Below are 24,999 nucleotides of genomic sequence, written 5' to 3'. Positions count from 1 at the left end.
AGCGACTGTGTTCTTCGTCAAGCGGGTTGCCATTGTTTTTGGTCCCTGAGCATGGCGTTGAGGATGGTGAGGACTTTGCGTGCGACGGCGATGAGGGCGACCATCTTGGGCTTTCCGGCGGCCAGCAGGCGTCGATAGAACGCTTTGAGCTGCGGATGATGCTGGCTGGCAGAGAGAGCGGCCATGTAGAGCCCGGCACGCAGTGCCGCTCTTCCGCCACCGATCATGCTCTTGCCCTTCCAACGGCCGGACTGACGGGTGAACGGAGCAAGGCCGGCAAGGCTTGCAATCTCGCGGCGATTGAGGGTGCCGAGTTCGGGCACCTCGGCCAGGAATGTACGTGCGAGCGTGTTGCTCACCCCCGGAAAGCTGATCATCAGCTCCTCCTTGGCGCGCCAGACCGGCGATCCGCGCACCAAGGTGTCGATGTCGTTGTCGATCTCCGGCAGCTCCTTCTCGAGGGCCTTGATGTGGCGGGCAAGGCTCTTGCGGACGCGGACATTCTCGACGCGCTTCTCGCGCTGGCGTTCGGCAACGATCATCTCGATGATCTGCCGCCGGCGGCTGACCAGCTCAGCCAGCAGCCGGGCCTCCTGATCCGGCAGGGCGCGCGGTGTTGGTCTCACCGCCTCGACGAAACGTGCGATGATCGCCGCATCGATTGGATCGGTCTTGGCACGCTGACCAACGGCCTGGGCGAAGTGCCGGATCTGAGCCGGATTGACCACCACCAGCGGCAACTGGGCGCCGGCCAGTGCTGCCGCGACGATGGTCTCGAAGCCACCTGTCGCCTCCACCGCAATCAGCGTCGGCGAGCAAGCCGCAAGACGCGTAACGAGCTCTTCCAAGCCCTTGCCGTCGCGCCCGACCGCAAATGCTTCTCCGCTCGGACGCATATGAACGTCCAACCGGTCCTTCGATACATCAATGCCAACATAGATCGCGTCCATCTGCACCCCTCCTTGCGCAATCGGGCTCGCCAGGCGGCCCTCGCGACTGTTCGGGTTCGATGGAACAACGGACGGGGCGCCGCGCTGAGGCACGGGCTTCAAAGCCCTTGGATGAAGCGGTCTCCCGTCCGTTACCGCACCGGACACTCTAGCCGATCCGGCGCAACATGACTTACAAGGATGAGGCTGAGCGGGCAGCTTGGCTTGTCGAAATTGCAGCAGCGCACCCCGACCTCATCCTGAGGGCCCGCCGGAGGCGGGCGTCTCGAAGGATGGGCCACATGCGAGCTGCCTAGTTGCCCGAACGACACATCGGAGCGGCCGCCTGCTGCCGCCAGTCTTCCCACCGTTGACATCCACTCACCAACCGCGCGATGTTACATTATAACATCGCGACGTCAGGGGATTGGTGCCTCGCGATGTGGGGTGGCTTTTCCAGATGAAGTGGTTTCGGTCGAATATCAGGCACGGCGCCCGGCTCGCGTTGTTCGCGATGCTGGTGCAGTTCGCGCTGACATTTGGCCACAGCCATTGGTTCGCCCAGGCCGCTCCCCTCGCGACAGCCTCGCTCCAGCAGACCGACGGCGCCAAGGGCGTTGCCTCGATCGACCACGCTGTAGTCCAGAAGCAATCGCCCGCGGGTCCCGACCGGGAGCAACCGGGCGAGGACAATTGCGCGATCTGCGCCCTCGTCGCGATGGCGGGCACCGTCATGGTCGCGGCGCCGCCTCTGCTCCTGCTCCCGCAGGCGATCGACCTGCTCAACCGCACCACCGACGCCGAATTCATTCATCTGAAATCGGCCGGCACGGCGTTCCAGCCCCGCGCCCCTCCCGCGTCCTGACTCTAGACATCACTTGATCACGCCCGGGCCCGCCGCATGTCGGCGAATGCCTGGGAGCAGTTGAAGTCGAATTCCGTCGCGCTGCGACGGCAGGCCGCCTCCGATCAGCAGCAAATCTCGCGGACGGCGCCTGACTGGAATCAGGACCATGTCATTTGAATTGCGACGCGCGCAGCGCCTTGGCGGAGCGAGCCTGCTCCTGCTTGGCGCCGCCGCCACCCCGGCGCTGGCCCAGGACAAGCCGTCGGCCACCGAGCTGCCGTCCGTCACGGTCACGGCGCCGAGCCCCATCGTGCGCAGAACGCGAGCGGTCGTGCCCGCACATAACCCAGGCCGCGTGAGCCGCGCCGCGCCAGCGCGCAATCGGGAGCGCACGGCCGAAGCCGCGCCGGCGGCGCCGGCATCGGCTGCACCTCAGCAGGGCGTGCTGCCCATCGTGACCAACCAGTTCGCAACCGTCACGGTGGTGCCGAACGAGGAGATCCGCCGCGAGGGCGGCGGGCAACTCGGCGATCTGCTGTTCTCCAAGCCGGGCATCACCGGCTCGAGCTTTGCGCCCGGCGCCTCCAGCCGGCCGGTCATCCGGGGCCTCGACGTCAACCGCGTCGGCATCGTCGAGAACGGCACCAATTCGAACGGCGCATCCGATCTCGGCGAGGATCACTTCGTCCCGGTCGATACGCTCGCGACCAACCAGGTCGAAGTGGTGCGCGGGCCGGCTGCGCTTCGCTACGGCTCGACCTCGATCGGCGGAGTCGTCAGCGCGACCAACAACCGGATTCCGGACGCGCTGCCAACCTGCGGTGCCCAGCCGTTCCAGAGTTATGGCATGCCGGTGAAGGCGCCGCTCGCAACCGCCGGGACATCGCCCTGCGTCACGGCCGAGACACGTTCCGCGTTCAGCTCGGTGGATCGTGGCGTCGAAAGCGGCGTGCTGCTCGACACCGGCGCGGGCAACTTCGCCTTCCATGCCGACGTCTATGGCCGCAACACGACGGATTACGGCATCCCGAGCTACCCCTATTTGACCGACCAGACCCGGACCATCACAAACGGGCGCCAGCCCAATTCGGCGACGCGCACGGACGGCGCCTCGATCGGCGGCTCCTACTTCTTCCAGGGCGGCTATATCGGCGCGTCGATCACGCAGAACGACTCGCTCTACCACATCCCCGGCATCGACGGCGCCGACCACAACACGCGGATCGACGGTCACCAGACCAAGATCAACATCAAGGGCGAATACCATCCCGACGCTGCAGCGATCGACGCCATCCGCTTCTGGGCTGGCGCCACGGATTATCGACACAACGAGATCGGCCTTGCCGATCCCGCCGATCCCAACACCGACGGCGTGCGGCAGACCTTCACCAACAAGGAGCAGGAGATCCGCACCGAGGTGCAGTTGATGCCGTTCAACGCGCGCTTCGCCGAAGTGACGACGGCGCTGGGCTTCCAGGCCGGTCATCAGGAGCTGACGGCACCGAGCCCCGACAACCCCGGCACGCTGTTCAACGGCTTGTGGGACCCCAACAACAACACGCGCGTTGCTGCTTACGCCTTCAACGAATTCAAGTTCACGGACGCGACGCGAGCCCAGATCGCCGGCCGCATCGAGCATGTCGAGCTGCACGGCACGACGCCGAATTTCCCGGCCGACTACCTGCCCGACGGCACGCCGCAGGTGGCGATTGCGCGCAATCCCTCCTTCACGCCGAAGAGCGGCAGCATCGGCCTGTTGCAGGACCTGCCGGGCGGCATGGTCGGCAGCATCACCGCGCAATATGTCGAGCGCGCGCCGAAGCCGGCCGAGCTGTTCTCGCGCGGTGCCCATGATGCGACCGCGACCTTCGACATCGGCAATCCCAACCTCAAGATCGAGACCGCCAAGTCGGTCGAGGTCGGCGTGCGTAAGGCGACGGGACCATTCCGCTTCGAGGCGACCGTCTACTACACGCATTTCGACAATTTCATCTTTCGCCGCCTCACCGGTGTGATGTGCGACGACGATTTTGCCTCGTGCGGCACGCCCGGCGCCGAGCTGAACCAGGCGGTGTATTCGCAGGCCAACGCCAACTTCCGCGGCGGCGAATTCCAGTCGCAGCTCGACGTCGGTGCGTTCCGGGGCGGCATCTGGGGCATCGAGAACCAGTTCGACGTGGTCCGCGCCACCTTCACCGACGGCACCAACGTGCCGCGCATTCCGCCCTTGCGGCTGGGCGGCGGCGTGTTCTGGCGCGACGACAACTGGCTGATGCGCGTCAACCTGTTGCACGCCTTCGCACAGAACAACGTCGCCGTGATCGCGGAGACGCCGACGGCGGGCTACAATCTGCTGAAGGCCGAGGTCAGCTACAAGACCAAGCTCGATCCGCGTCTGTTCGGCGCGCGCGAGATGACGGCCGGCATCGTCGGCAACAATCTCCTCAACGAAAACATCCGCAACTCGGTGTCCTACACCAAGGACGAGGTTCTGATGCCCGGCATCGGCGTGCGGGCGTTTGCGAATTTCAAGTTCTAGACTTGGTTCTAGACTTGGTTCGAGACTTGGTTCCAGTCGGGGTCCCAGAGGGCCCCGACATCATCGCGCCTGGTCGAGCTATCGTTTCAGCTCTCTGATCAGGTTGGCCAGCCCTGCATCGCCCGGGAGAGGGGAGACGTCGCGGCCGCTCTCGGCTATGCCGAACAGATGGCGCGGCTCGTGCCGGCATATTCGAACACCGCGTCATTGAAATCACCGCGCACGGACTGCTCCGTGGTGTGATCCATGGCGTGCCGGTGTTGCGAATTCTGCCAGAGCTTTGCCTCCGCGGCATGGCAGCCGCTGCAGGCCTGGCTTCCGACGAGGGTCAGTTGAGAGATTTGCTGCGGCTTGGGTGGGGGAATTCGAAGCCCCGAGCCGGAGCATTGCCCCGGCGACCAGAACGAGCAGAGTACCGCCCATTGCCAGCAGCAAGGTGGTTTTCGGCCTGGGCGCCGCAGACAACTGCGGGGGATCGGCCGGCTCAAACGGCCGGGCCTTCGTGCGGGCCTTTCGCGCTTACGGTTCTTTCGCGCCCCCTTTGCCACGTCTGCTCACCCGGTTCAGGGCCGCTGCAGCAGCGCGGCGCCTCATCGAAGCGGCTCTACTTTCGCCGCCATATCGGGCGCGCGGCCCACGCGATAGGTCGCATTGCTGCATTTGAGGACCCAGACCGCGTAATCCGGCCTCGAGCGCTTCGCGTCCCTGGTCGCGCCAAGCGGCTTCTCGCAGGTAAATCCCTGCGAACGAATTTGTGCGGCGAGCATGCCCTGCACCTGCTCTTCGGCAGCTTGCACGGAAGCATCGCCGAAAACCAAGGCGCCAGTCAGCACAACAGCCGCAACACACACCGGACGACAGTCTTTCATCAATACCTCCAATCACGAGCGTCGTCGAAAATCAGGCCGGCGGGAAACCTATAGGATTTCCGCCGACGTCGTCGAGTCATGGCGGATGGGGTCCCGCCGATGTTGATCTGAATCAACGCCTGCCACGAGACGCCGTGGCGCTCTGCGCGGGACGTGGATTTGATTGCAGGAGAATTCATATGTTCTCAAATGCATCGTACGTCCTTCTTCTCGCGATCGCCGCTTTCGCAACGACGGACACCGCGGCGGCCCAAACGACAGCTCGCCGTCATGCCTCACTGCAAAAAACGGTCGGCGCGACCGAGCCCAAAGTGCCATTCGCGCCCCACGCCTTGTCGGCGACGCGCGGCTTTGCCCTGCGACAGGATCTGTTCGACCGCGCCAATCCCAATAATCTCAGGTCGAGTTGGCCCGGTCCGCCGGCGCAGCCTGGACAGTTCTAGGAGATGGAGAGCTAGATGAAAGTGGTCCTCTTCTCACTTGGATTGCTGGCAGGCCAATCGCTGCTTTCCGTGTCCGATCGCGTTCCCGAACTGAAGGTCGAGGCGCTCTGCAGGGCGACGTCGGAAACGGACAAGGCGATGGGATTGGCGTTGGCGCAGAGCGTCGCCGATTGCATGCGCGATGAGACGGCAGCGCAGCAGCAGCTCGGCACAGTCTGGTCGGCGACCAAGTCCGCCGTCCGTGACGCCTGCGAGGGCGAGGCGGTAGCAGGCGGCGCCCAAAGCTATGTCGATCTGCTGACCTGCATCCAGATGACGGAGGCGGCAAATGCGCCGTCATCGACCCCGCCGCTCAGAGGTGCGAGCAAGCATAGAAACAAGCAGTAGCGAACACGGCTTTCTTTTGCAGGAGCTTGTTCATGTGCATCAAGCGCCTGCCGCTGGTCTTTGGCGCCGCCGGCGGGGCGACGACGATAAGATTGACCGGCAGCGCTAGACCCGCGCCTTGCTCCAGTCCGGGCTGACCGAGCCCGACACGTCATCGAAAGCGCCGTCGACGAGCTCGAACACCAGAATGCGGGCGGCGTCGACCGGACCCGGCATGGTGACGCGGCCCTTCGGCACCGGCTTGAAGCCGACGCGGCCGTAATAGGGCTCGTCGCCGACCAGCAGCACCAGGCGATGACCTTTCTCCTTGGCGTCCTTCAGCGCGCGCTCCATCAGGAGACGGCCGATGCCGCGGTCGCGGAACGGCGGCTCGACAGTGAGCGGCCCGAGCAGCAATGCGGGCGTCTCCCCGACCAGGACCGGCAATTGCCGGACCGAGCCAACCAGCAGCGTGCCGATGCGGGCAGTGAATGACACGTCGAGCAGATGGTCGACATGCTCGCGGATGCGATAGGCGCTGAGCACGAAGCGGCCGGGACCGAAGGTGCGCTCGTGCAGCCGTTCGATCGCCTGGGCGTCGCCGGGGGCTTCGGGAAGGATAGTGAGTGAGAGATCGGTCATGGCGACATGCGTCTTCGAGCGAAGTGGCTTCAGGTTCGCGTCAGGAAAACGCGTCAAGGCGAGATGCGGGATAACATCTCAGACGGCCGCGGTCCATCGGACTCGTGGACGATAAAACCTTGGGCCGGGTCGCGGCTGAGGACGGCCGCGAACAGCAGGGTCCAGAGCGACAGCATCAGGATCGGGATGACGTAATACTGCGTGAAGACCGGATGCGTGGCAAAGAACGCCAGGTTCAGCGCGAGATTGCCGGCGACCAGCAGCGTGAGTTTCCTGACGCCGCCATGGCCGGCGAAGCGCCACAACAGCGCGGTCCCGACGCAGGCGGTCACGATCAACGGGAACTGCGTATCGCGGAGATAGGCCTGCAGCACGGCGGGATCGAGGCTCGGCGCGGCCGTATCCTGGCCGCCATAGGCCGAGACCAGCGGATGCCCCGAATTGACCAGGTTCGCCGCGAACACCGGCAACAGCCCGACGAGGAACGAAAGGCCAAGCACGAGACCCGACACGAAGGTCTCGCGGGTTCGCCAGATCAGGAAGGACAATCCGAAGAACAGGAAATAGCCGGCCGACAGAACGACGTTCGCGATCCGAAAGCTCGCGGACAGGCCGAGCAGAACGCCGACGACAGCGACCATCAGCAGGCGGCGCCGGCCTTCGCCAACGAACAGTCTTGCGGTGAGCAGACCCGCCAGCGCGCAGACGACCATGGTCGGCGCCATCGAATAGCTCGCCTTGGTCGGATTGATCATGAAGTAGATCGAGAGCGCGCCGAACAATGCGGCGAGCGTCAACGCGACCTTCTCCCGCGCCCGCCACAACCCGTAAAGCGCGAAGCCGGCGACGATCGCGTTCGCCAGCATATAGAGCGGAGCGACCTGGAACCCGTCAGGGAACAGCGCCAGCACGAAGCCCGTGCCCGGTGGCGGCGTCATCACCCATTTGCTGCCGTCGGCAGTTTGGGTGTGGCAGGGTGCCCGCGTCGGTTCATTCCAGTTCGGAAAATCGATGCTGCGCAGCTTGGCCGCGAGATAGCCGTCGGTTTCTCGGGCGAGGCTAGTGTCGAGCCCTTGCCAGCCGAAGCGCTGGAACAGATGCGCCTGCCTGAGATAGCAGATGTCGTCATAGACGCCGCGGCTCTCGTTCCAATGCGACATCAGCCTGATGTTGCTGGCCAGAATTGCTAGAAACACAATTGAAAAAAAGACTTTAACAGCTCTCATCGCGTTCGCCGGGGCCCCCCGCAGCTTGAAACGACCCGCCGCCTGTACAGGAAAAGCATCGGCAAGTATAGCAAGGGTGGGCAGTCAGGAGGTGAGGCAGACGTGGCCGACATGGGCTTGGGTATGGGTATAAATACGGGCTTGGGTTCGACCGACACGTGCCGGGACGGCGCCGCCGCACCGCCGGTCGCGGCGTCGCGGATCCTGCTTATCATTCCGTGCTTCAACGAGGAGGCCTCGATCGGCGGTCTCCTGAGCGAGATCGCGGCAACCGGCCGCGGTTATCACACCCTGGTCGTCGACGACGGCTCGTCGGATGCGACGTCCGCGGTGGCAAGCTGCCGCTCGCCCGTCGCCCGCCTCGCGCAGAATCTCGGCATCGGCGGCGCCGTGCAGACCGGCATCAAATACGCGGCCCGTCAGGATTTCGATTTCTGCATCCAGATCGACGGCGACGGGCAGCATGATCCGCGCGCCATCGAGATGCTTCTGGACGCCCATCGCAAGGACCCGACCAACATCACCATCGGAAGCCGCTTCATCCACCATGCCGGTTTCTGCTCCACGCGCATGCGGCGCGCCGGCATCAGGCTGATCGTGCTTGCACTCAACGGTCTTTTCAGAGGCGGCGGCCGCATCACCGATCCGACCAGCGGCATGCGATTGCTCGACCGTTCCGCCATCGCTTTCTTCGCAAAAGCGTATCCGGCGGATTTTCCGGAACCGATCTCGCTGGCCTGGGCCATGCGCGCAGGCCTCACGGTCAGCGAAGTTCCGGTCGAGATGCGGGCGCGGGAGACCGGCGTCAGCTCGATCGACGGATTGAAGTCGGCGAGTTACATGATCCGCGTCCTCGGTTATATCCTGCTCGCGCGCCTCGTGAGAGCATCATGAGGCCGAGCGCCCCCGCACCGATTTGCAGTCTCACCATCTCGTCGAACCTTTTCAGGACGCAGCCGTGACAGATGCCCTTCCAAGTCCTGAGACGGTCGTCGTCATCTCCGCCTTTGCGCTGATCTACATGCTGGTCCTGCTGCGCAAGACGCTGCAAGGCAAGTTCGATCTCTATGACTTCCTGATGCTGTCCATGGTGGCGATAATCCCCGCGGGCTTCGCGCTGTTCCCGACGCTGGCCTATCTCGTCAGCCATCTGACCGGCGTCGTGTTTCCGTTCGTCGTGATGTTCGGCGCCCTGTTCCTGGTGGTCTTCGCGTTCATGCACAACATGACGGCGCGCCTGCACAGGCTGGAACGGCAGAACAGCGCGCTGATCCAGGAGCAGAGCCTGCTGGTGCTGGAGCTGCAGGCGAAGCAGGGCCGTCAGGGCGTCGACTCATGAGCGCGTAGCTATCCAGCGTCGTCTCGAGGCCAGGACAAGGAGAGCGGCATGCTGAAGAACGCGAAGGTGGCAACCCGGCTTCCAGCCAAAGACCTCGACCGCGCGCGGGCGTTCTATTCGGAAAAGCTCGGGCTCGAGCCGGTCGAACAGCGCGAGGGTGGGCTGCGCTACGTCTGCGCCGTCGGCGAGTTTGCGATATTCCTCTCGGCCGGGACGCAATCCGGCACACACACGCAAATGGGGTGGGAAGTCGAGGATATCGAGGCAACCGTGCGCGAACTTCGCACACGTGGCGTAGCGTTCGAGGACTATGACTTGCCCGGCTTGAAGACCGTCGATGGAATTGCGGAGATCACGGGAAACTATCCGAGCAAGGGTACTGGTGAGCGGGGCGCCTGGTTCCGCGACAGCGAAGGCAACCTGCTCGGGATCGGGCAGCCGGTTCGGGCCTGAGGATTCGGCCAGGCCGCTTCTAGGTCCATCGCGCTTCAACGTCACGTCGCTTCAGCGCCAAATCCGTTCAACGCCACGTCGTGGTCAGCGGCTGGCCGTCCAGCACTTCCGCGAGCCTTTGCCGCGTGCCTGACGTGGTGCCCTCGGGCAGCGCCGTGATCGCGAAGAAACCGCATTCGACGATCTCGTGGTTGGGCGCGGGCAGGCGATCCTGCTTGAACTGCCTGACGACGTAGACCGCGACGTGGTCGCGGCGGGAGACGTGGCTGTTGAGGAAGATGCCGTGCAGCACGGCGTCACCGGTGAGATCGATATCCCCCTCCTCCTTGAGCTCGCGCCGCATCGCCTGCTCCATGGTCTCGCCAAGATCGACGCCGCCGCCGGGCAGATACCAGCCGGTGATGTAGCTGTGCCTGACCAGGAACACCCTGTTCTCGGAATCCAGCACCACGGCGCGGACGCCGAGCGTCATGCCCCGGACAAGCAGGAAATAGGCGTGGAAGATTCGCCGCAGCAGCGGTTCGAATCTCCGTCGGACGCGGTTCAGACGATCCCCCATCAGGCTCCCAAGAAGGCCAAGAGGCCCCTGTCCGGGACCCGCTTGCACAGTCCTCGCGACCTTGCCATTACAGCGGACGAATAGCGAGGCAATCGCGCGCCATGGCCCCCTTCACGCTCGCCCATCTGTCCGACCCGCATCTGCCGCCGTTGCCGAAGCCGCGGCTGATCGAGCTCGCGGGCAAGCGCGCGCTCGGCTACGTCAACTGGACGCGCAACCGTCACAAGTACCAGCGCCGCGAGGTGCTCGACGCACTCGTCACCGACGTCCAGGCGCAGGCGCCCGACCACATCGCGGTGACAGGCGATCTCGTCAATCTTGCGCTGGAGGCGGAGTTCGCGCCGGCGCGCGCCTGGCTCGACGGCGTCGGTCCGCCCGACCGCGTCACCACGATTCCCGGCAATCACGACGCCTATGTCCGCAGCACTTATCATCGCTTCGGCGAGACGTTTGCGCCCTATCTTGCGGGCGACGACGGCAGCATCGGCTTTCCTTCCGTGCGCCGGCGCGGACCGCTCGCGCTGATCAGCCTGTCCACGGCGGTGCCGACCTTGCCGCTGATGGCGACCGGCACGCTCGGGCGCGATCAGCTCGCAGCCCTCGAACAGGTCCTCGAGCGGCTCGCGACCGAGGACGTCTTTCGCGTGCTGCTGGTGCATCATCCGCTGAAGTCCAATGCGCGCCAGAAGCGGATGACCGACTCCGCCGATCTGCAGGCGCTGCTGAAGCGCCACGGCGTCGAGCTGATCCTGCACGGGCACGACCACATTCATTCGACGATGTGGTTCGAAGGCCCCAACGGCAAAATTCCCGCGCTCGGCGTGCCATCGGCCTCCGCGCTCGCCCACGGGCGCTACCCGGCGGCAGCGTATAATCTGTTCACGATCGAGAAAGACAATGCCGGCTGGCGCTGCGAGCAGACGGTGCGGGGGCTGGCGGCGGGGTTTCAGATCCAGCAGATCAAGCATGCACGGTTGGTCTAGTTTCGCTGTTATTCCGGGCTCGCGCTTCGCGCGCTCCGGAATGACGGAGGAGAGATCGTCACCAGCTCCGCAAGGCCGCCAGCACGGCGAGGCCGAACAAGGCGGCAACACCGAGCACAAAGCCGAACACGAACGGCCAGACGCGCGAGCGGCGCGGCGGCGGCGCGACTTCGGGCTTCGGCTCGGGCGGGACCACCATCGCACGCTCGCGCTCGATCATGCGGCGGGCGACATAGTCCGTCACGGCTTCGACGATCACTGCGGTGTCGTGGGATTCGGCGAGCACGATGCGGCCGAAGCGGGTGTCCTGGATGAAGCGGTACATCCGCTTGTCGCGCCCCATCATGATGTGTGCGACGACATCGATCCAGAGTCTGGGCGTATCGCCCTGGCTGATGCCGCGATCGAACAGGTCGATCTGCTCGGGCACCTGCGCGAACAAGGGATCGAGCGCGTCGTTGAGGATCTCCAGCCGTGCCACCTCCGCGTCGCGCAAATCGACGACCACACCGGTCCGGTCGGCGGCCTCGATCCGTGCGCGCAGCAGCGCGTCGCGCAACCGCACCGGGCGCGGCTGGCCGGGATGGGTCCCACTGGTTTCGGGCTCTGACATTGTCGGCCTCGTCCTCACTTGCCTCCATTAACCTATCAGCAACCACACCCTCCGCAAAGGGTCCACAATTCCAGAGACTTACCGAGCCCACAGCCGATTGACCTGTGCCAAAAGCAGACGATCCCACCCGGCTTGCGCCGGATGGGATCGTCCGTCCTTGGACGTTTCTTGATTGGAGCGGCAGGGGTCAGGCCGAGACCCGCGACGGCTCCTCGACGATCGAGAAGCGGACGCCGGCCTTGTGACGGCTCTCTTCCGACACTTCCCTCCAGCAATCCTCGGCTTCCTTGCGGGACTTGAAGGGACCTTTGACCTGGGCCGAGCCTTCAACGAGCTTGTGGAAGTTCATCGAACCGAACTCGCCGCCGATCACCCAGAAATTGCTGTTGGTCATTGTCAGTCTCCTGTCGTTAGCCGAGTTAGCCAAACTGGTTCATGGTGTTGTGGGCGCCGCCCGCCTTCAGGGCAGCTTCACCCGCGAAATATTCCTTGTGGTCGTCGCCGATGTCGGAGCCGGCCATGTTCTGATGCTTGGCGCAGGCGATACCCTGGCGGATCTCGGCGCGCTGGACGTTCTTCACGTAACCGAGCATGCCCTGGTCGCCGAAATATTCCTTCGCCAGATTGTCGGTCGAGAGCGCCGCCGTGTGATAGGTCGGCAACGTGATCAGGTGGTGGAAGATGCCGGCACGCTTGGCTGAGTCGGCCTGGAAGGTGCGGATGCGCTCGTCGGCTTCCTTCGCCAGCGGCGTATCGTCGTATTCCGGCTTCATCAGCTCGGCACGGTTGTACTTGCTGACGTCCTGGCCTGCTTCCTTCATCGCGTCGTAGACCTGCCAACGGAAGTTGATGGTCCAGTTGAACGACGGCGAGTTGTTGTAGGCCAGCTTCGCGTTCGGAACCACCTTGCGGATCCGGTCGACCATCTTGGCGATCTGCTCGATATGCGGCTTCTCGGTCTCGATCCAGAGCAGGTCGGCACCGTTCTGGAGCGAGGTGATGCTGTCGAGCACGCAGCGGTCTTCGCCGGTACCCGGGCGGAACTGATAGAGATTGGACGGCAACCGCTTCGGACGCATCATCTTGCCGTCGCGGTTGATGATGACATCACCGTTGCGGGCGTTCGCGGCCGTGACTTCCTCGCAATCCAGGAAGCTGTTGTATTGGTCGCCGAGGTCGCCGGGCTTGTGGCTGACGGCGATCTGCTGCGTCAGGCCGGCGCCGAGCGAGTCGGTGCGGGTGACGATGACGCCGTCTTCGACGCCGAGCTCGAGAAAGGCGTGGCGGCAGGCGCGGATCTTCGCGATGAACACCTCGTGCGGCACGGTGACCTTGCCGTCCTGGTGGCCGCACTGCTTCTCGTCCGAGACCTGGTTCTCGATCTGGAGCGCGCAGGCGCCCGCCTCGATCATCTTCTTGGCGAGCAGATAGGTCGCTTCCGCGTTGCCGAAGCCCGCGTCGATGTCGGCGATGACGGGCACGACATGGGTCTGGAAGTTGTCGATCTTCTCGATCAGCTCCTTCTCCCTGGTCTTGTCGCCTTCCTTGCGCGCCTTGTCGAGCGCGCGGAAGATGTCGTTCAGCTCGCGCGAGTCTGCCTGACGGAGGAAGGTGTAGAGCTCCTCGATCAGGGCAGGCACCGAGGTCTTCTCGTGCATCGACTGGTCGGGCAGCGGACCGAACTCGGAGCGCAGCGCCGCGATCATCCAGCCCGAGAGATACAGGTAGGTCCGATCGGTCTTGCCAAAGTGCTTCTTGACCGAGATCAGCTTCTGCTGGGCGATGAAGCCATGCCAGCAGCCCAGCGACTGGGTGTACTTGGTGGGATCGCCGTCATAGGCCGCCATGTCGGCCCGCATCAGCGCCGCGGTGTAGCGGGCGACGTCGAGACCGGTCTTGAAGCGGTTCTGCAGGCGCATGCGCGCGACGGCCTCGGCGGACACCCCGTTCCAGGTCGGCTGGGTCTTGAGGAGCGCCTGGGCTGCCTCGATCTCGCTCTGATACGAGGCCGGGCTCTGCAGGGCGTTGATGCCACGGGGCTGGTAGTTCATGTGCCTGATCCTTCTCGATGACGACGAAGCGTCTAGCTTCGTCATCGACATTTTTGACAGTGCATTGCGAAATGCGCGTCATGAGCTAAACGCGAGAAAGCGAAGTTCGTACAGAGGCCTTGTATTCGAATGGTGATGTCATGTAACTTCAGAACATGTAATAAATGTTATTTTGTAAATTTAGTAACAAATATAGGTCAATAAGACTGTCCTTGATACCTCTTCAGGACCTTGGGAGATCCGAAAATGCCCGCCGTATCAGGGAAGAAACTGTTCGTCGGCCCGCGCTTCCGGCGGATCCGGCAGCAATTGGGGTTGTCGCAGACCCAGATCGCCGAGGGGCTCGGGATCTCGCCGAGCTACGTCAACCTGATCGAGCGCAACCAGCGCCCGGTGACGGCGCAGATCCTGCTGCGGCTGGCCGAGACCTATGACCTCGATTTGCGCGACCTCGCGACCGCCGACGAGGACCGCTTCTTCGCCGAGCTGAACGAAATCTTCTCCGATCCGCTGTTCCGCCAGATCGACGTTCCCAAGCAGGAACTGCGCGACCTTGCCGAGCTCTGCCCCGGCGTCACCCATGCGCTGCAGCGGCTCTATGCCGCCTATGCAGAGGCCCGCCAGGGCGAGACCCTGGCCGCGGCGCAGATGGCCGACCGCGACATCGGCACGCGCTATGAGGCCAATCCCGTCGAGCGCGTGCGCGAGCTGATCGAGGCCAACCGCAACTATTTTCCGGAATTGGAGCAGGCCGCGGAAACGCTTCGCGACGAGCTGAACGTGCCGGCCGAAGGGCTCTATGCCGCGCTCGCCGCACGCCTGCGTGAAAAGCATTCGATCCAGACCCGCATCATGCCGGTCGACGTGATGCGCGAGACGCTCAGGCGTTTCGACCGCCATCGCCGCCAGCTCCTGATCTCCGAGCTGGTCGATCCGCCCGGCCGCGCCTTCCAGCTCGCCTTCCAGCTCGGCTTGGGCGAATGCGCCCAGCACCTGGAGACCATCATCGGCCGTGCCGGCCCGCTCGACGACGCGCCGCGCCGCCTGTTCCGCATCACGCTGGGCAACTACTTCGCGGCGGCCGTGATGATGCCCTACCCGACATTCCTTGCTGCGGCGGAGGCCTTGAACTACGACATTCACGTGCTGGCGCAACGCTTCAATTCCGGCTTCGAGCAGGTCTGCCATCGCCTCACCACCCTGCAACGGCCGAACGCGCGCGGCATTCCGTTCTTCCTGTTGCGCGTCGACAATGCCGGCAACGTGTCGAAGCGCTTTTCCTCCGGCACGTTCCCGTTCTCGAAATTCGGCGGCACCTGTCCGTTGTGGAACGTGCACTCGACCTTCGACACGCCGGATCGCCTGCTGAAGCAGGTGATCGAGCTGCCCGACGGCACGCGTTATTTCTCGATCGCGCAGATGGTGCGACGCCCCGTCGCCCCGCATCCACTGCCGCAACCGCGCTTCGCCATCGGCCTCGGCTGCGAGATCCGTCACGCCACCCGCCTCGTCTACGCCTCCGGCCTGGATCTGGAGAAAACGGAGGGCACGCCGATCGGCGTCAACTGCCGCCTCTGCGAACGCGAAAACTGCGCCCAGCGCGCCGAGCCGCCGATCACGCGCACGCTGATTTTGGACGAGACGACGCGCCGCGTGAGCTCGTTCGCGTTCTCGAATGCGCGGGAGTTGTGAGGCTGCTCGCTTGAGGGCTCGCACGCGCCACTCACTCCGCTGTCATGCTCCGCGAAAGCGGGCATCCAGTACGCCGCGGCCCATCCGCTCTATCGCTGCTGTCACGGAGTACTTGATCGCCCGTTCAAGCCGGGCGATGACAGCTGAGTATGAGGCGATAGCGGTCCGTCCAACTCACGCCAGCGTATGCACGATCACCGGCCCCGCCGCGGCGCTCGCATGCCCCGCGAGCAACGGACCAAGATCCTTCTCGATCCAGGCGATCGCGCGCCGGTTCGCCTCCTCCGCCTGCTCGAACTTGTCGAAGATGGAGATCGCGGTGACCGTGTCGTCGCCGGCATAGACGACGTAATAGGCGCGGAAACCGTCGACGTCGCTGATGATCGGAACGGCGCCGTCCTTGATGCGGCGCGCCAGCTCTTCCGCGCTCCCGCTTTTCGCCTTGGCCTGACGGATGGCGGCGTACATGGCATCCTCCTTCTGGCTGTCTGAACGGGGCCTGGGGCCCGGACCGGATGTTACGCCGAAGCGCCCGACCAATCCACGCTTGGTTAACCCGGCACTAATCCGCCGCCGCGATCTGCAACCAACGGTTAAGCACGCCTCAACATCGGTGCCCTAGTCTCGCCGCACTCACTTTTCGCAAACGGCGACGGCCTATTCTGCCGGGTGAAGTGATATCAGGGGGTTCATCATGCGCGTTGCGCTGCTGCTGACCGCGACCGTTGTGGGCGCGCTGTTCGCCAATCCATCCCATGCCGGATCGCTCGACGCGTCGGCCGAGGCAGCGCAGGCGCTGCCGCCGGGCTTCCAGAGCTATCGCGGCTACATGTTCGACCTGTCGGAGAATTCCGACCGCAAGGATGTCGACAAGCTCACCGAGAATCTGAAGCAGCAGATCGACGTCGTCGAATCCGCCGGCCTGTCGCCGCGCGTGCTGCGCTTCTTCCGCACCGTCCCGATCATCGCGAGCGAGCTGGCCTGCCTCGATGAAGGCGCCGCGACCGCCTGCTACGGCCGCGTCACCCCGAACGTCGAGCGCCGCGTGCCGCGGTCGCTCACGGTGTGGGACCACGCCACGCAGCGCTGGACCAATCCCAATGCCGTCGACCTCGCGGTCGATTCGGGCCTCGGCGTGATCATGCTGCGCCCGGACATGATGCGGTATGAGAAAGAGGCCGTGCTGCTGCACGAGCTGCTGCACGCCTATCATGCGCGGCTCTTGCCGGACGGCTACGCCAACAAGGGCGTGATCGGCTATTACGCTCTGGCCAAGTCCAAGGACCTGCTGCCCAAGGAATCCTATGCGATGAAGAATCCCATGGAGTTCTTTGCCGTGACCTCCAGCATCTTCCTGGCCGGCAAGAGCGAATTCCACGACCCGAAGTCGCGCGAGGCGCTCAAGGAGAAGATGCCGGACTATTACAAATACCTGGTCGGCGTGTTCGGCTTCGACCCCGAGCCGGCGGCATCAAGCGGACCGGTTGCTTCGCTGAAATAAGGCGTCTGCGCCAAGTCACTTCAAAAGCCACCCCAAAAGCCGCGCGGAAACGCGCGGCTTTTTTGTTTTGCTAACCGGAAGCTGCGGATGACGCACCACCGGGAATTGCCAAGGCGGGGCCCGATCTGCATAGTCCCGCCCGCATCGATACCCGATTTCGAAGAGGATAGAACAACATGGCGGACGCCGACCTGGATGTCGTGATCCGGCAACTGGCCAGACAGCTGCATACGGGCCTTTTGACCCGCGCCAAGGAGCGGCGGGATCGCTTCAACGGCCTTGCGGCCAAGGCCAAGGGCAAGGAGACCGGCGACCGCTTCAAGATGATGGCCAAGGCCACGATGGAGCAGGCCACCGCCGCCGCCAAGCGCCTCCAGATGTCCGCCGACAACGTCGCCGACAGCTACGCCCGCGCCATGCGCCTCGCCGCCAGCACGCCCGTGGCGGTGAAGGTGGAGAAGAAGGCGAAGGAAAAGCCTGAGAAGAAGCCGGTCAAAAAGGCGAAAGCCAAGAAGGCGAAGTAAGCGCGGGTCGCGCGCTTCACCTCGCCCCGCTTGCGGGGAGAGGGAGAGAACTTCCTCACCGCCTTGGCACCGACACCTGGGTCGGCTCGGCGCTGGCGAGTTCGGCGAGCTTGGCGCGCGCTGCATCGCGGGTGCGGCCGTCCTTGCCGGCCGGCAGCGCCAGGGCGGCTTCGAAATCGGCGCGCGCGTCGTCGGCCTGGCCGCGGGCGAGGAACGCGAGGCCCCGGTCGAGGCGGGCCTGCGCATCCGACGGATCGAGTCGGATTGCCGTGTTGTAGCTCAGGATGGCGCGATCGAGATCGCCGGTGCCGGCGAGCGCAAGACCGCGCTGATAATAGGGCGCGGGCTGCCTGGGATCATGCGCGATCGCCTCGTCGTAATCCTCGATGGCAAGCTCCAGGTCGCCGTTCTGCCGGCGCGCCAGCGCCCGGTCGCGGTAGAGCGAAGCACGGTTGGGATTGAGATGGATGGCCTCGTCGAAATCCGAGATCGCCCGCCGCCAATCGCCATGCCGCAGCGCGATCCGCCCACGCCCTTCATAGGCGAAGGCGATCAGCGATCCCCGCAGCGGCGAGAAGCCGATTACCGCCGAGCAGACGTCGGGCTCGTCCTCGTCGCCGCAATTGACGACCGTATGCGTGGACAGGCCAATGAGCACGCCCAGGACGATCAGCAATGGTACCGCAGCTTTGGTCATCTTCGACCGTGGCAGGCAGAGGACCGGCCACGCATCCCCTTTCGAAGGAACAGTCTCGCTATGGTGTTAACACCGGCCGGGACCATCCTGTGTGCGCCAGGTCACAAAGCCGGGCGCTATTTCAGGCCGGTTCCGCGTCAGCCCCAGGGGCCACGTGAAGGGCCATGTGAAGGACCGCGTGAGGACGACTGCCCCCACGGGCTCCGCGGCGGGTAGTTTTCGTTGGCACCGACCGACGGCGCCGACTGCGCGCCGAGCTCGCCTGCGAGCTGCTGGAGCGCGGCGACGCGGTTCTGCGTCGAGGGATGGGTGGCGAAGAGATTGTCCACGCCATGGCCCGACAGCGGATTGATGATGAACATGTGCGCGGTCGCGGGATTGCGCTCGGCATCGTAGTTCGGGACCTGATGCGCGGCGCCCTCGATCTTCACCAGCGCCGACGCCAGCCACATCGGCTGACCCGCAATGCGTGCGCCGAGATTGTCCGCGGCATATTCGCGGGTGCGGCTGATCGCCATCTGCACCAGCATGGCGCCGAGCGGGGCGAGGATCATCATCAGGATCGAGCCGACGATGCCGGGGCCGCTGTTGTTGTCGCGGTGGCCGCCGAAGAACATGCCGAACTGCGCCAGCATCGAGATCGCGCCGGCGATGGTCGCGGTGATCGTCATCAGCAGCGTGTCGTGATTTTTGATGTGCGCGAGCTCATGCGCGATCACGCCGGCGAGCTCCTCGCGGCTGAGTTGGTTCATCAGGCCGACGGTGACGGCGACCGCGGCATTCTCGGGATTGCGGCCGGTCGCGAACGCATTGGGCTGCGCCTCGTCCATCACGAACACGCGCGGCATCGGCAAGCCCGCGCGGCCCGCAAGCTCGGCGACGAGCCCGACCAGTTCCGGCGCGCTGGCGCGGTCGACCTCATGGGCGCCGTACATCCTGAGCACCGCACGGTCGGAGTTCCAGTAGGTGAAGAGATTGGTCGCGGCAGCAATGACGAGCGCAATCATGGCGCCTGAAGCACCGCCGATCAGATAGCCCACGCCCATGAACAGGGCGGTGAGGCCTGCGAGCAGCATTGCGGTACGAAGATAGTTCATGGCCGTCTCCCGGGGCGGCCGCGGGCGAGCCATCGGCCGGCGCTATTCAGGTGGGGATGACCCCGGCCCGGATGCAAGGTTTCAAGGTGCGTCGCGGAGCCGCGGCTATGCCCAACATTGCATTTCCGTCATGCCCGGGCTTGTCCCGGCCATGACGAAGGGATGGTTTGAGGCGCTCAATTCACTTAAGCTTTAGCAAGATTCCACACGCGCCCCTTCTCCCCCGCCGGAAACCTCATGCTCCAGACCCGATTTGCGATCTCGGCCGCCGCTCTGCTCGCTTTCGCCCTCCCCGCCTCCGCCCAGTTCGCGCCACCACCCGCCAAGCCCATCGCGCCCAGAGCCACAGCCCCGTCGCCGCGCGCGGCCTCGTGCCACAATGGCGCGAGCTTCGATCGTTTCCTGGCCGACGTGAAGAGCCAGGCCGTTGCCGCAGGCGTATCGCAGCGGACGATATCGGAAGCCTCGCCCTACCTCGTCTACGATCAGGGCATCGTCAACCGCGACCGCGGCCAGCGCGTGTTCGGCCAGCTCTTCACCGAATTTGCCGGCCGCATGGCCGCGCCCTATCGCATGCAGAACGGCCAGCAGCACATCAAGCACCACGCGGCTGCGTTCGCGCGCGCCGAAAAGGAGTACGGCGTGCCGCCGGCGGTGATCGCCGCGTTCTGGGGCCTCGAGAGCGATTTCGGCGTCAACATGGGCAATCTGCCGACGCTGAAGTCGCTTGTGTCGCTGGCCTATGACTGCCGGCGCTCGGAGATGTTCGTGAACGAGACCATCGCCGCGCTGAAGATCATCGACCGCGGCGATCTCACACCCGACGAGATGGTCGGCTCCTGGGCCGGTGAGCTCGGGCAGACGCAGTTCCTGCCCGTGCATTACGTCAACTATGCTGTCGACTATGACGGCGACGGACGACGCGATCTCTTGCGCAGCGAGGACGACGTGATCGGCTCGACCGCGAACTACATCGCCAACGGATTGAAGTGGCGGCGCGGCGAGCCCTGGCTCGAAGAGATCAAGGTGCCGCAAAACCTGCCATGGGATCAGACCGACCTCACCGTGCAGCAGCCGCGCTCGAAATGGGCGCAGTTCGGGGTCACCTATCCCGACGGAAGGCCGCTGCCGAACGACAATCTCGCGGCCTCCGTGCTGCTGCCGATGGGACGCTTTGGGCCGGCGTTCATGGCGTATGCGAATTTCGCGGCTTACACCGAGTGGAACAACTCGCTGATCTATTCGACCACGGCAGGTTATCTCGCCACCCGCATCGCGGGCGCGGCGCCGATGCGCAAGCCGGCCCAGCCGGTCGCACAATTGCCGTTCAACGAGCTCAAGCAATTGCAGCAGCTGTTGGTCCAAGCCGGCTTCAATGTCGGCAAGGTCGACGGCGTGCTGGGCCAGCAGAGCCGCGCCGCCGTGAAGGCGATGCAGATCAAATACGGCCTGCCCGCCGATTCCTGGCCGACCGCCGAGCTGCTCGCGCGGATGCGCGGCGGCACGGCCCAGGCGCAGCCGGCGGCGGTGGTGCGGTAGCATCCCCACGCTGTCATGCCCCGCCTAGTGCGCAATTGCGCACGGGGGGCGGGGCATCCAGTACTCGACATCCACTCGATTCAATCACAGGCGTCTCGGCGTACTGGATCGCCCGGTCAAGCCGGGCGATGACAGCGAGGGTGTGGTTGCCAAGACACTGTGGATGTGGCTCGCTAGCATTTTCGCACCGCACAAGCCGCTTTCGCGATTGTATTTTTCCATGATGCTCCCATGTGAGTGGCTCAGGTTTCTCCTGAGATTTCCCCACCATGAGAGCGAGCATCACATGTCCTTCCACGACGCCGTCGTCCCTGCCTATTTGCAAATGCTGAACAGCCTGACCGGCCTGCTCACCAAAGCCGAGGCGCATTGCGCGGCCAAAAAGGTTGACCCGAGCGTCCTGCTGGGCTCGCGCCTGTTTCCGGACATGCTGCCGCTGTCGAAGCAGATCCAGCTCGTCAGCGATTTCGCCACCAAGGGCTGCGCGCGCCTCACGCACAGCGAAGTGCCTTCGAACCCCGACACGGAAAAAACGTTTGAAGAGCTGAAGCAGCGGCTGGCGAAGACGATCGACTACGTCAAATCGTTCAAGCCCGAGCAGTTCGAAGGCGCCGAAGCCAGGGACGTCAACTTTCCGTCCGGTCCCAACAAGACCACCACGATGAAGGGCCAGGAATTCTTCAGCGCGTTCTCGCTGCCGAACTTCTATTTCCACGCCACGACCGCCCACGGTATTTTGCGCCACAACGGCGTCGAGATCGGCAAGCGCGATTTCCTCGGCGCGAACTGATTTGTCAGATCGCACGACGGCGTAGCGAAATTCTGCTGCCTCGGCCGAAATTGCACATGAATCATGCTACGCGGGCCATGCTGCGTAGCTCGCGTGCACTTTCCGTAGAACTCCTCCCTTGCGCTGATTGCCGCGATGCACAAGTGTTCGTGACCTGTCACCGCCTGGAAGCATTCCCATGAGCCGTCCGACCAAATTGCTAGAGACCTACAAGCTCGGCCCAATCACGCTGGCCAACCGCCTCGTGATGGCGCCGCTGACGCGCAACCGCGCCGCGCCCGGCACGTTTGTGCCGAGCCCGCTCGCCGCCAATTATTACGGCCAGCGCGCCTCCGCAGGGCTTCTGATCACCGAAGCAAGCCAGGTCTCGCAGCAGGGCCAGGGCTACCAGGACACACCCGGCATCTACAGCAAGGACCAGGTTGCCGGCTGGCGCAAGGTCACCGACAAGGTGCATGAGCGCGGCGGCAAGATCTTCATCCAGCTCTGGCATGTCGGCCGTATCTCGCATATCGATCTCCAGGCCAATGGCGCCGCCCCCGTGGCGCCGAGCGCGATCCGCGCCAAGGGCAAGACTTTCGTGAACGGCACCTTCGCCGACGTCTCCGAGCCGCGTGCGCTCGAACTTTCGGAAATTCCTGGCATTATCGACGACTTCAAACGCGCCACCAAGAATGCGCTGGAAGCCGGCTTCGACGGCGTCGAGATCCATGGCGCCAACGGCTATCTGCTCGACCAGTTCGCCAGGGACGGCGCCAACAAGCGCACCGATGCTTACGGCGGCCCCATCGAAAACCGCGCGCGGCTGATGCTGGAGGTCTCCAGGGCTGTCGCCGCCGAGGCCGGCGCCGACCGTACCGGCATCCGCATCTCGCCGGTGACGCCGGCCAACGATCTCTCCGACTCCAATCCGCAGGCCTTGTTCGATCACATCGTCGACGGTCTCAGCGCACTCAAGCTGGTCTACCTGCACGTGGTCGAAGGCGCCACCGGCGGTCCGCGCGACATCGCGCCGTTCGACTATGCGGGCCTGCGCAAGCGCTTCACCGGCGCCTACATCGCCAACAACGGCTACGACTTCGATCTCGCGACCAAGGTGTTGGACGCGAACGCGGCCGATCTCGTCGCCTTCGGCAAGCCGTTCATCTCCAACCCCGACCTGGTCGAACGGCTGAAGACGGGCGCCGCGCTGAACGACTGGGACAAGAACACATTCTATGGCGGCGGCGCGAAGGGCTACACGGATTACCCGACGCTCGCGGCCGAGCCGGCGGAGTAAGTACCAACCACACGACGGCTGTCGTGCCCCGCGCAAGCGGGGCATCCAGTACGCCGCGGCTTCTCGATTCAATTACAGTTGCCTCTGAAATACTGGATCGTCCGCCTTCGCGGACGATGACAGCGGAGGGAAATCGAGAGAGCGCACACAGAAAAGAAAAAGGCCGGGATCGCTCCCGGCCTTTCGCATTGATGACGCTACGCGATGCTTACTTCGCTTCCGCGCGCTTGGGCGGGGACGCCGGCCACGACTTGATCAGCGTGTCGTAGTCGACCGTCTCACCCTTCGGCTTCTCGTTGGCGAGCTTGCGCTGCGGAGCGATGGTGCCGTCCTTCTGGGCCTTGGCGTACCAGTACTCGGCCGTCTCCTTCTTGTGCAGCTTCGGACCGCAGGCGCCCTGCACGCCGGACTTCTCCAGGCGCTCCATGACGGAGTCCTGAGCGGCCGCGAGTGCATCCATCGCGGCTTGCGGCGTCTTCGCACCGGACGACGCATCGCCGATGTTCTGCCACCACAGCTGCGCGAGCTTCGGATAGTCGGGCACGTTGTTGCCGGTCGGGGTCCACTGCACGCGCGCGGGCGAGCGGTAGAACTCGATCAGGCCGCCGAGCTTCGGCGCACGCTCGGTGAACGACTTGTCCCAGATGTCGGATTCACGGATGAAGGTGAGACCGACATGGCTCTTCTTCAGCGACACCGTCTTGGAGACGATGAACTGGAGATAGAGCCAGGCTGCCTTGCGGCGATCGGCCGGGGTCGACTTCAGCAGCGTCACGGAGCCGGCGTCCTGGTAGCCGAGCTTCATGCCTTCCTTCCAGTACGAACCGTGCGGCGACGGAGCCATACGCCATTTCGGCGTACCGTCCGCGTTCATCACGGCGATGCCCGGCTTCACCATGTCGGCGGTGAAGGCGGTGTACCAGAACATCTGCTGGGCGATGTTGCCCTGCGCCGGCACCGGACCCGACTCGGAGAAGGTCATGCCCTGGGCCTGCGGCGGAGCATACTTCTTCATCCACTCGAGGTACTTGGTGATCGAGTAGACCGCGGCCGGACCGTTGGTGTCGCCACCACGTTCGACCGACGAGCCGACCGGACGGCAGCCTTCCATGCGGATGCCCCATTCGTCGACCGGCAGACCGTTCGGAATGCCCTTGTCGCCGTTACCGGCCATCGACAGCCAGGCGTCGGTGAAACGCCAGCCGAGCGACGGGTCCTTCTTGCCATAGTCCATATGGCCGTAGACCTTGACGCCGTTGATCTCCTTGATGTCGTTGGTGAAGAACTCGGCGATATCCTCATAGGCCGACCAGTTCACGGGAACGCCGAGCTCGTAGCCATACTTGGCCTTGAACTTGGCCTTGTAGTCCGGGTTGGTGAACCAGTCGTAGCGGAACCAGTAAAGGTTCGCGAACTGCTGGTCGGGCAGCTGATAGAGCTTGCCGTCCGGGGCGGTGCCGAACGACTTGCCGATGAAGTCGTTGACGTCGAGCATCGGGTCAGTGACGTCCTTGCCCTCGCCGGTCATGTAGTCCGACAGCGCGATCGTCTGATTGTAGCGGAAGTGCGTGCCGATCAGGTCGGAATCGTTGATCCAGCCGTCATAGACGTTCTTGCCGGACTGCATCTGGGTCTGCAGCTTCTCGACGACGTCACCTTCCTGGATGATGTCGTGCTTGAGCTTGATGCCGGTGAGCTCGGAGAACGCCTTGGCCAGCGTCTGCGACTCGTATTCGTGGGTGGTGATGGTCTCGGAGACGACGTTGATCTCCATGCCCTTGAACGGTTCGGCGGCCTTCGCGAACCATTCCAGCTCCTTCTTCTGGTCGTCCTTCGACAGCGTCGAGGGCTGGAATTCAGCAATCCACTTCTGGATCGCGGCGTCGTCGGCGGCGCGGACCGGCGCCGAGACGGCGAACGACACCGCAACGATGGCGGCGGCGCTGGACATGGTCAGAAAGCTATTCTTGGTCAATGGACCTTTCCTTCTCCTAAACTGTCGCATGTTGTTCCTCCGTTGC

General features: G+C 64.3%; 25 protein-coding genes. 13 read left to right on the top strand and 12 right to left on the bottom strand.

Going from position 1 to position 24,999, the window contains the following annotated elements; translation table 11 throughout:
• Positions 1-17: 17 nt before the first annotated feature.
• On the bottom strand, positions 18-950 hold the full coding sequence (locus JQ627_RS29845; RefSeq protein ID WP_212487947.1) for an IS110 family transposase: 933 nt from the start codon (positions 948-950) through the stop codon (positions 18-20).
• Between the two features lie 439 nt (positions 951-1,389).
• On the opposite strand from JQ627_RS29845, the gene JQ627_RS29840 reads away from it, so the two are divergent.
• Complete coding sequence (locus JQ627_RS29840) at positions 1,390-1,794, top strand: DUF2946 domain-containing protein (RefSeq protein WP_212487946.1); 405 nt, start codon at positions 1,390-1,392, stop codon at positions 1,792-1,794.
• 148 nt (positions 1,795-1,942) lie between these two features.
• Positions 1,943-4,315 (top strand): TonB-dependent receptor, encoded by a 2,373-nt coding sequence (locus tag JQ627_RS29835; RefSeq protein ID WP_212487945.1) that lies wholly within the window; start codon positions 1,943-1,945, stop codon positions 4,313-4,315.
• Positions 4,316-4,905: 590 nt separating this feature from the next.
• Here the strand turns inward: JQ627_RS29835 and JQ627_RS29830 are convergent.
• Positions 4,906-5,196: a hypothetical protein gene (locus JQ627_RS29830; RefSeq protein WP_249143483.1), complete on the bottom strand. Its 291-nt coding sequence runs from the start codon at positions 5,194-5,196 to the stop codon at positions 4,906-4,908.
• 446 nt (positions 5,197-5,642) lie between these two features.
• Between JQ627_RS29830 and JQ627_RS29825 the strand changes: the two genes are divergently transcribed.
• The gene (locus JQ627_RS29825) at positions 5,643-6,014 is read left to right on the top strand and encodes a hypothetical protein (RefSeq protein WP_212487944.1); all 372 of its coding nucleotides are present in this window, start codon (positions 5,643-5,645) and stop codon (positions 6,012-6,014) included.
• Positions 6,015-6,119: 105 nt separating this feature from the next.
• Here the strand turns inward: JQ627_RS29825 and JQ627_RS29820 are convergent, their stop codons facing one another.
• Positions 6,120-6,635, bottom strand: a complete 516-nt coding sequence (locus JQ627_RS29820) for a GNAT family N-acetyltransferase (RefSeq protein WP_212487943.1) — start codon at positions 6,633-6,635, stop codon at positions 6,120-6,122.
• Positions 6,636-6,688: 53 nt separating this feature from the next.
• Positions 6,689-7,795: a hypothetical protein gene (locus tag JQ627_RS29815; RefSeq protein WP_249143482.1), complete on the bottom strand. Its 1,107-nt coding sequence runs from the start codon at positions 7,793-7,795 to the stop codon at positions 6,689-6,691.
• Positions 7,796-8,002: 207 nt separating this feature from the next.
• Here JQ627_RS29815 and JQ627_RS29810 point away from each other — a divergent pair, with 207 nt between their 5' ends.
• From JQ627_RS29810 to JQ627_RS29800, 3 genes are all read left to right on the top strand, one after another.
• Positions 8,003-8,755, top strand: coding sequence for a glycosyltransferase family 2 protein (locus JQ627_RS29810; protein WP_249143481.1), 753 nt, complete (start codon positions 8,003-8,005; stop codon positions 8,753-8,755).
• A gap of 64 nt (positions 8,756-8,819) precedes the next feature.
• Positions 8,820-9,200, top strand: coding sequence for a DUF2304 domain-containing protein (locus tag JQ627_RS29805; RefSeq protein ID WP_212487941.1), 381 nt, complete (start codon positions 8,820-8,822; stop codon positions 9,198-9,200).
• Positions 9,201-9,248: 48 nt separating this feature from the next.
• Complete coding sequence (locus JQ627_RS29800) at positions 9,249-9,653, top strand: VOC family protein (RefSeq protein ID WP_212487940.1); 405 nt, start codon at positions 9,249-9,251, stop codon at positions 9,651-9,653.
• Between the two features lie 67 nt (positions 9,654-9,720).
• Here the strand turns inward: JQ627_RS29800 and JQ627_RS29795 are convergent, their stop codons facing one another.
• Positions 9,721-10,212 (bottom strand): NUDIX domain-containing protein, encoded by a 492-nt coding sequence (locus tag JQ627_RS29795; RefSeq protein ID WP_212487939.1) that lies wholly within the window; start codon positions 10,210-10,212, stop codon positions 9,721-9,723.
• Positions 10,213-10,313: 101 nt separating this feature from the next.
• On the opposite strand from JQ627_RS29795, the gene JQ627_RS29790 reads away from it, so the two are divergent.
• Positions 10,314-11,195 carry a metallophosphoesterase gene (locus JQ627_RS29790; protein WP_212487938.1) on the top strand — a complete coding sequence of 294 codons (882 nt, stop codon included), beginning with the start codon at positions 10,314-10,316 and terminating at the stop codon, positions 11,193-11,195.
• A gap of 58 nt (positions 11,196-11,253) precedes the next feature.
• Here the strand turns inward: JQ627_RS29790 and JQ627_RS29785 are convergent, their stop codons facing one another.
• From JQ627_RS29785 to JQ627_RS29775, 3 genes are all read right to left on the bottom strand, one after another.
• Entirely contained in the window at positions 11,254-11,808 is a 555-nt protein-coding gene (locus tag JQ627_RS29785) for a hypothetical protein (protein WP_212487937.1), read from the bottom strand.
• 187 nt (positions 11,809-11,995) lie between these two features.
• Positions 11,996-12,202 carry a hypothetical protein gene (locus JQ627_RS29780; protein ID WP_212487936.1) on the bottom strand — a complete coding sequence of 69 codons (207 nt, stop codon included), beginning with the start codon at positions 12,200-12,202 and terminating at the stop codon, positions 11,996-11,998.
• A gap of 25 nt (positions 12,203-12,227) precedes the next feature.
• Positions 12,228-13,859, bottom strand: a complete 1,632-nt coding sequence (locus JQ627_RS29775) for an isocitrate lyase (RefSeq protein WP_212487935.1) — start codon at positions 13,857-13,859, stop codon at positions 12,228-12,230.
• Between the two features lie 246 nt (positions 13,860-14,105).
• Here JQ627_RS29775 and JQ627_RS29770 point away from each other — a divergent pair, with 246 nt between their 5' ends.
• The gene (locus JQ627_RS29770) at positions 14,106-15,551 is read left to right on the top strand and encodes a short-chain fatty acyl-CoA regulator family protein (protein WP_212487934.1); all 1,446 of its coding nucleotides are present in this window, start codon (positions 14,106-14,108) and stop codon (positions 15,549-15,551) included.
• A 174-nt stretch (positions 15,552-15,725) separates the two neighbouring features.
• Here JQ627_RS29770 and JQ627_RS29765 read toward each other — a convergent pair whose 3' ends face one another.
• Positions 15,726-16,019: an antibiotic biosynthesis monooxygenase gene (locus JQ627_RS29765; RefSeq protein WP_014497428.1), complete on the bottom strand. Its 294-nt coding sequence runs from the start codon at positions 16,017-16,019 to the stop codon at positions 15,726-15,728.
• 226 nt (positions 16,020-16,245) lie between these two features.
• Between JQ627_RS29765 and JQ627_RS29760 the strand changes: the two genes are divergently transcribed.
• Positions 16,246-17,052 carry a hypothetical protein gene (locus tag JQ627_RS29760; protein ID WP_212487933.1) on the top strand — a complete coding sequence of 269 codons (807 nt, stop codon included), beginning with the start codon at positions 16,246-16,248 and terminating at the stop codon, positions 17,050-17,052.
• Between the two features lie 176 nt (positions 17,053-17,228).
• Positions 17,229-17,576, top strand: coding sequence for a hypothetical protein (locus tag JQ627_RS29755; protein WP_212487932.1), 348 nt, complete (start codon positions 17,229-17,231; stop codon positions 17,574-17,576).
• Between the two features lie 55 nt (positions 17,577-17,631).
• Here JQ627_RS29755 and JQ627_RS29750 read toward each other — a convergent pair whose 3' ends face one another.
• Together JQ627_RS29750 and htpX are read right to left on the bottom strand one after the other, a co-directional pair.
• Positions 17,632-18,273 (bottom strand): tetratricopeptide repeat protein, encoded by a 642-nt coding sequence (locus tag JQ627_RS29750; protein WP_212487931.1) that lies wholly within the window; start codon positions 18,271-18,273, stop codon positions 17,632-17,634.
• A 137-nt stretch (positions 18,274-18,410) separates the two neighbouring features.
• Positions 18,411-19,370: a zinc metalloprotease HtpX gene (gene htpX / locus JQ627_RS29745; protein ID WP_212487930.1), complete on the bottom strand. Its 960-nt coding sequence runs from the start codon at positions 19,368-19,370 to the stop codon at positions 18,411-18,413.
• A gap of 237 nt (positions 19,371-19,607) precedes the next feature.
• Here htpX and JQ627_RS29740 point away from each other — a divergent pair, with 237 nt between their 5' ends.
• The 3 genes from JQ627_RS29740 to JQ627_RS29730 all read left to right on the top strand — a co-directional run bounded on the left by JQ627_RS29740 (position 19,608) and on the right by JQ627_RS29730 (position 22,978).
• Positions 19,608-20,909, top strand: coding sequence for a lytic murein transglycosylase (locus JQ627_RS29740; RefSeq protein WP_212487929.1), 1,302 nt, complete (start codon positions 19,608-19,610; stop codon positions 20,907-20,909).
• A 286-nt stretch (positions 20,910-21,195) separates the two neighbouring features.
• Positions 21,196-21,699 (top strand): DUF1993 family protein, encoded by a 504-nt coding sequence (locus tag JQ627_RS29735; protein WP_212487928.1) that lies wholly within the window; start codon positions 21,196-21,198, stop codon positions 21,697-21,699.
• A gap of 178 nt (positions 21,700-21,877) precedes the next feature.
• On the top strand, positions 21,878-22,978 hold the full coding sequence (locus JQ627_RS29730) for an alkene reductase (protein ID WP_212487927.1): 1,101 nt from the start codon (positions 21,878-21,880) through the stop codon (positions 22,976-22,978).
• A gap of 208 nt (positions 22,979-23,186) precedes the next feature.
• Here the strand turns inward: JQ627_RS29730 and JQ627_RS29725 are convergent, their stop codons facing one another.
• Positions 23,187-24,929 carry an ABC transporter substrate-binding protein gene (locus tag JQ627_RS29725; RefSeq protein WP_212487954.1) on the bottom strand — a complete coding sequence of 581 codons (1,743 nt, stop codon included), beginning with the start codon at positions 24,927-24,929 and terminating at the stop codon, positions 23,187-23,189.
• Positions 24,930-24,999 lie beyond the last annotated feature (70 nt).

This window comes from Bradyrhizobium liaoningense (genome assembly GCF_018130785.1).
Lineage (GTDB): Bacteria > Pseudomonadota > Alphaproteobacteria > Rhizobiales > Xanthobacteraceae > Bradyrhizobium > Bradyrhizobium liaoningense_A.
Note: the sequence above shows the minus strand (reverse complement) of the source record. Positions and strands in the feature narration are given on the sequence as shown.

Excerpts from the sequence above, each read along its gene's own strand:
- JQ627_RS29845 (WP_212487947.1), bottom strand. The coding sequence starts at position 950 with ATGGACGCGATCTATGTTGGCATTGATGTATCGAAGGACCGGTTGGAC.
- JQ627_RS29840 (WP_212487946.1), top strand. The coding sequence starts at position 1,390 with ATGAAGTGGTTTCGGTCGAATATCAGGCACGGCGCCCGGCTCGCGTTG.
- JQ627_RS29835 (WP_212487945.1), top strand. The coding sequence starts at position 1,943 with ATGTCATTTGAATTGCGACGCGCGCAGCGCCTTGGCGGAGCGAGCCTG.
- JQ627_RS29825 (WP_212487944.1), top strand. The coding sequence starts at position 5,643 with ATGAAAGTGGTCCTCTTCTCACTTGGATTGCTGGCAGGCCAATCGCTG.
- JQ627_RS29820 (WP_212487943.1), bottom strand. The coding sequence starts at position 6,635 with ATGACCGATCTCTCACTCACTATCCTTCCCGAAGCCCCCGGCGACGCC.
- JQ627_RS29815 (WP_249143482.1), bottom strand. The coding sequence starts at position 7,795 with ATGTCGCATTGGAACGAGAGCCGCGGCGTCTATGACGACATCTGCTAT.
- JQ627_RS29800 (WP_212487940.1), top strand. The coding sequence starts at position 9,249 with ATGCTGAAGAACGCGAAGGTGGCAACCCGGCTTCCAGCCAAAGACCTC.
- JQ627_RS29795 (WP_212487939.1), bottom strand. The coding sequence starts at position 10,212 with ATGGGGGATCGTCTGAACCGCGTCCGACGGAGATTCGAACCGCTGCTG.
- JQ627_RS29790 (WP_212487938.1), top strand. The coding sequence starts at position 10,314 with ATGGCCCCCTTCACGCTCGCCCATCTGTCCGACCCGCATCTGCCGCCG.
- JQ627_RS29785 (WP_212487937.1), bottom strand. The coding sequence starts at position 11,808 with ATGTCAGAGCCCGAAACCAGTGGGACCCATCCCGGCCAGCCGCGCCCG.
- JQ627_RS29780 (WP_212487936.1), bottom strand. The coding sequence starts at position 12,202 with ATGACCAACAGCAATTTCTGGGTGATCGGCGGCGAGTTCGGTTCGATG.
- JQ627_RS29775 (WP_212487935.1), bottom strand. The coding sequence starts at position 13,859 with ATGAACTACCAGCCCCGTGGCATCAACGCCCTGCAGAGCCCGGCCTCG.
- JQ627_RS29770 (WP_212487934.1), top strand. The coding sequence starts at position 14,106 with ATGCCCGCCGTATCAGGGAAGAAACTGTTCGTCGGCCCGCGCTTCCGG.
- JQ627_RS29765 (WP_014497428.1), bottom strand. The coding sequence starts at position 16,019 with ATGTACGCCGCCATCCGTCAGGCCAAGGCGAAAAGCGGGAGCGCGGAA.
- JQ627_RS29760 (WP_212487933.1), top strand. The coding sequence starts at position 16,246 with ATGCGCGTTGCGCTGCTGCTGACCGCGACCGTTGTGGGCGCGCTGTTC.
- JQ627_RS29755 (WP_212487932.1), top strand. The coding sequence starts at position 17,229 with ATGGCGGACGCCGACCTGGATGTCGTGATCCGGCAACTGGCCAGACAG.
- JQ627_RS29750 (WP_212487931.1), bottom strand. The coding sequence starts at position 18,273 with ATGACCAAAGCTGCGGTACCATTGCTGATCGTCCTGGGCGTGCTCATT.
- htpX (WP_212487930.1), bottom strand. The coding sequence starts at position 19,370 with ATGAACTATCTTCGTACCGCAATGCTGCTCGCAGGCCTCACCGCCCTG.
- JQ627_RS29740 (WP_212487929.1), top strand. The coding sequence starts at position 19,608 with ATGCTCCAGACCCGATTTGCGATCTCGGCCGCCGCTCTGCTCGCTTTC.
- JQ627_RS29735 (WP_212487928.1), top strand. The coding sequence starts at position 21,196 with ATGTCCTTCCACGACGCCGTCGTCCCTGCCTATTTGCAAATGCTGAAC.
- JQ627_RS29730 (WP_212487927.1), top strand. The coding sequence starts at position 21,878 with ATGAGCCGTCCGACCAAATTGCTAGAGACCTACAAGCTCGGCCCAATC.
- JQ627_RS29725 (WP_212487954.1), bottom strand. The coding sequence starts at position 24,929 with ATGTCCAGCGCCGCCGCCATCGTTGCGGTGTCGTTCGCCGTCTCGGCG.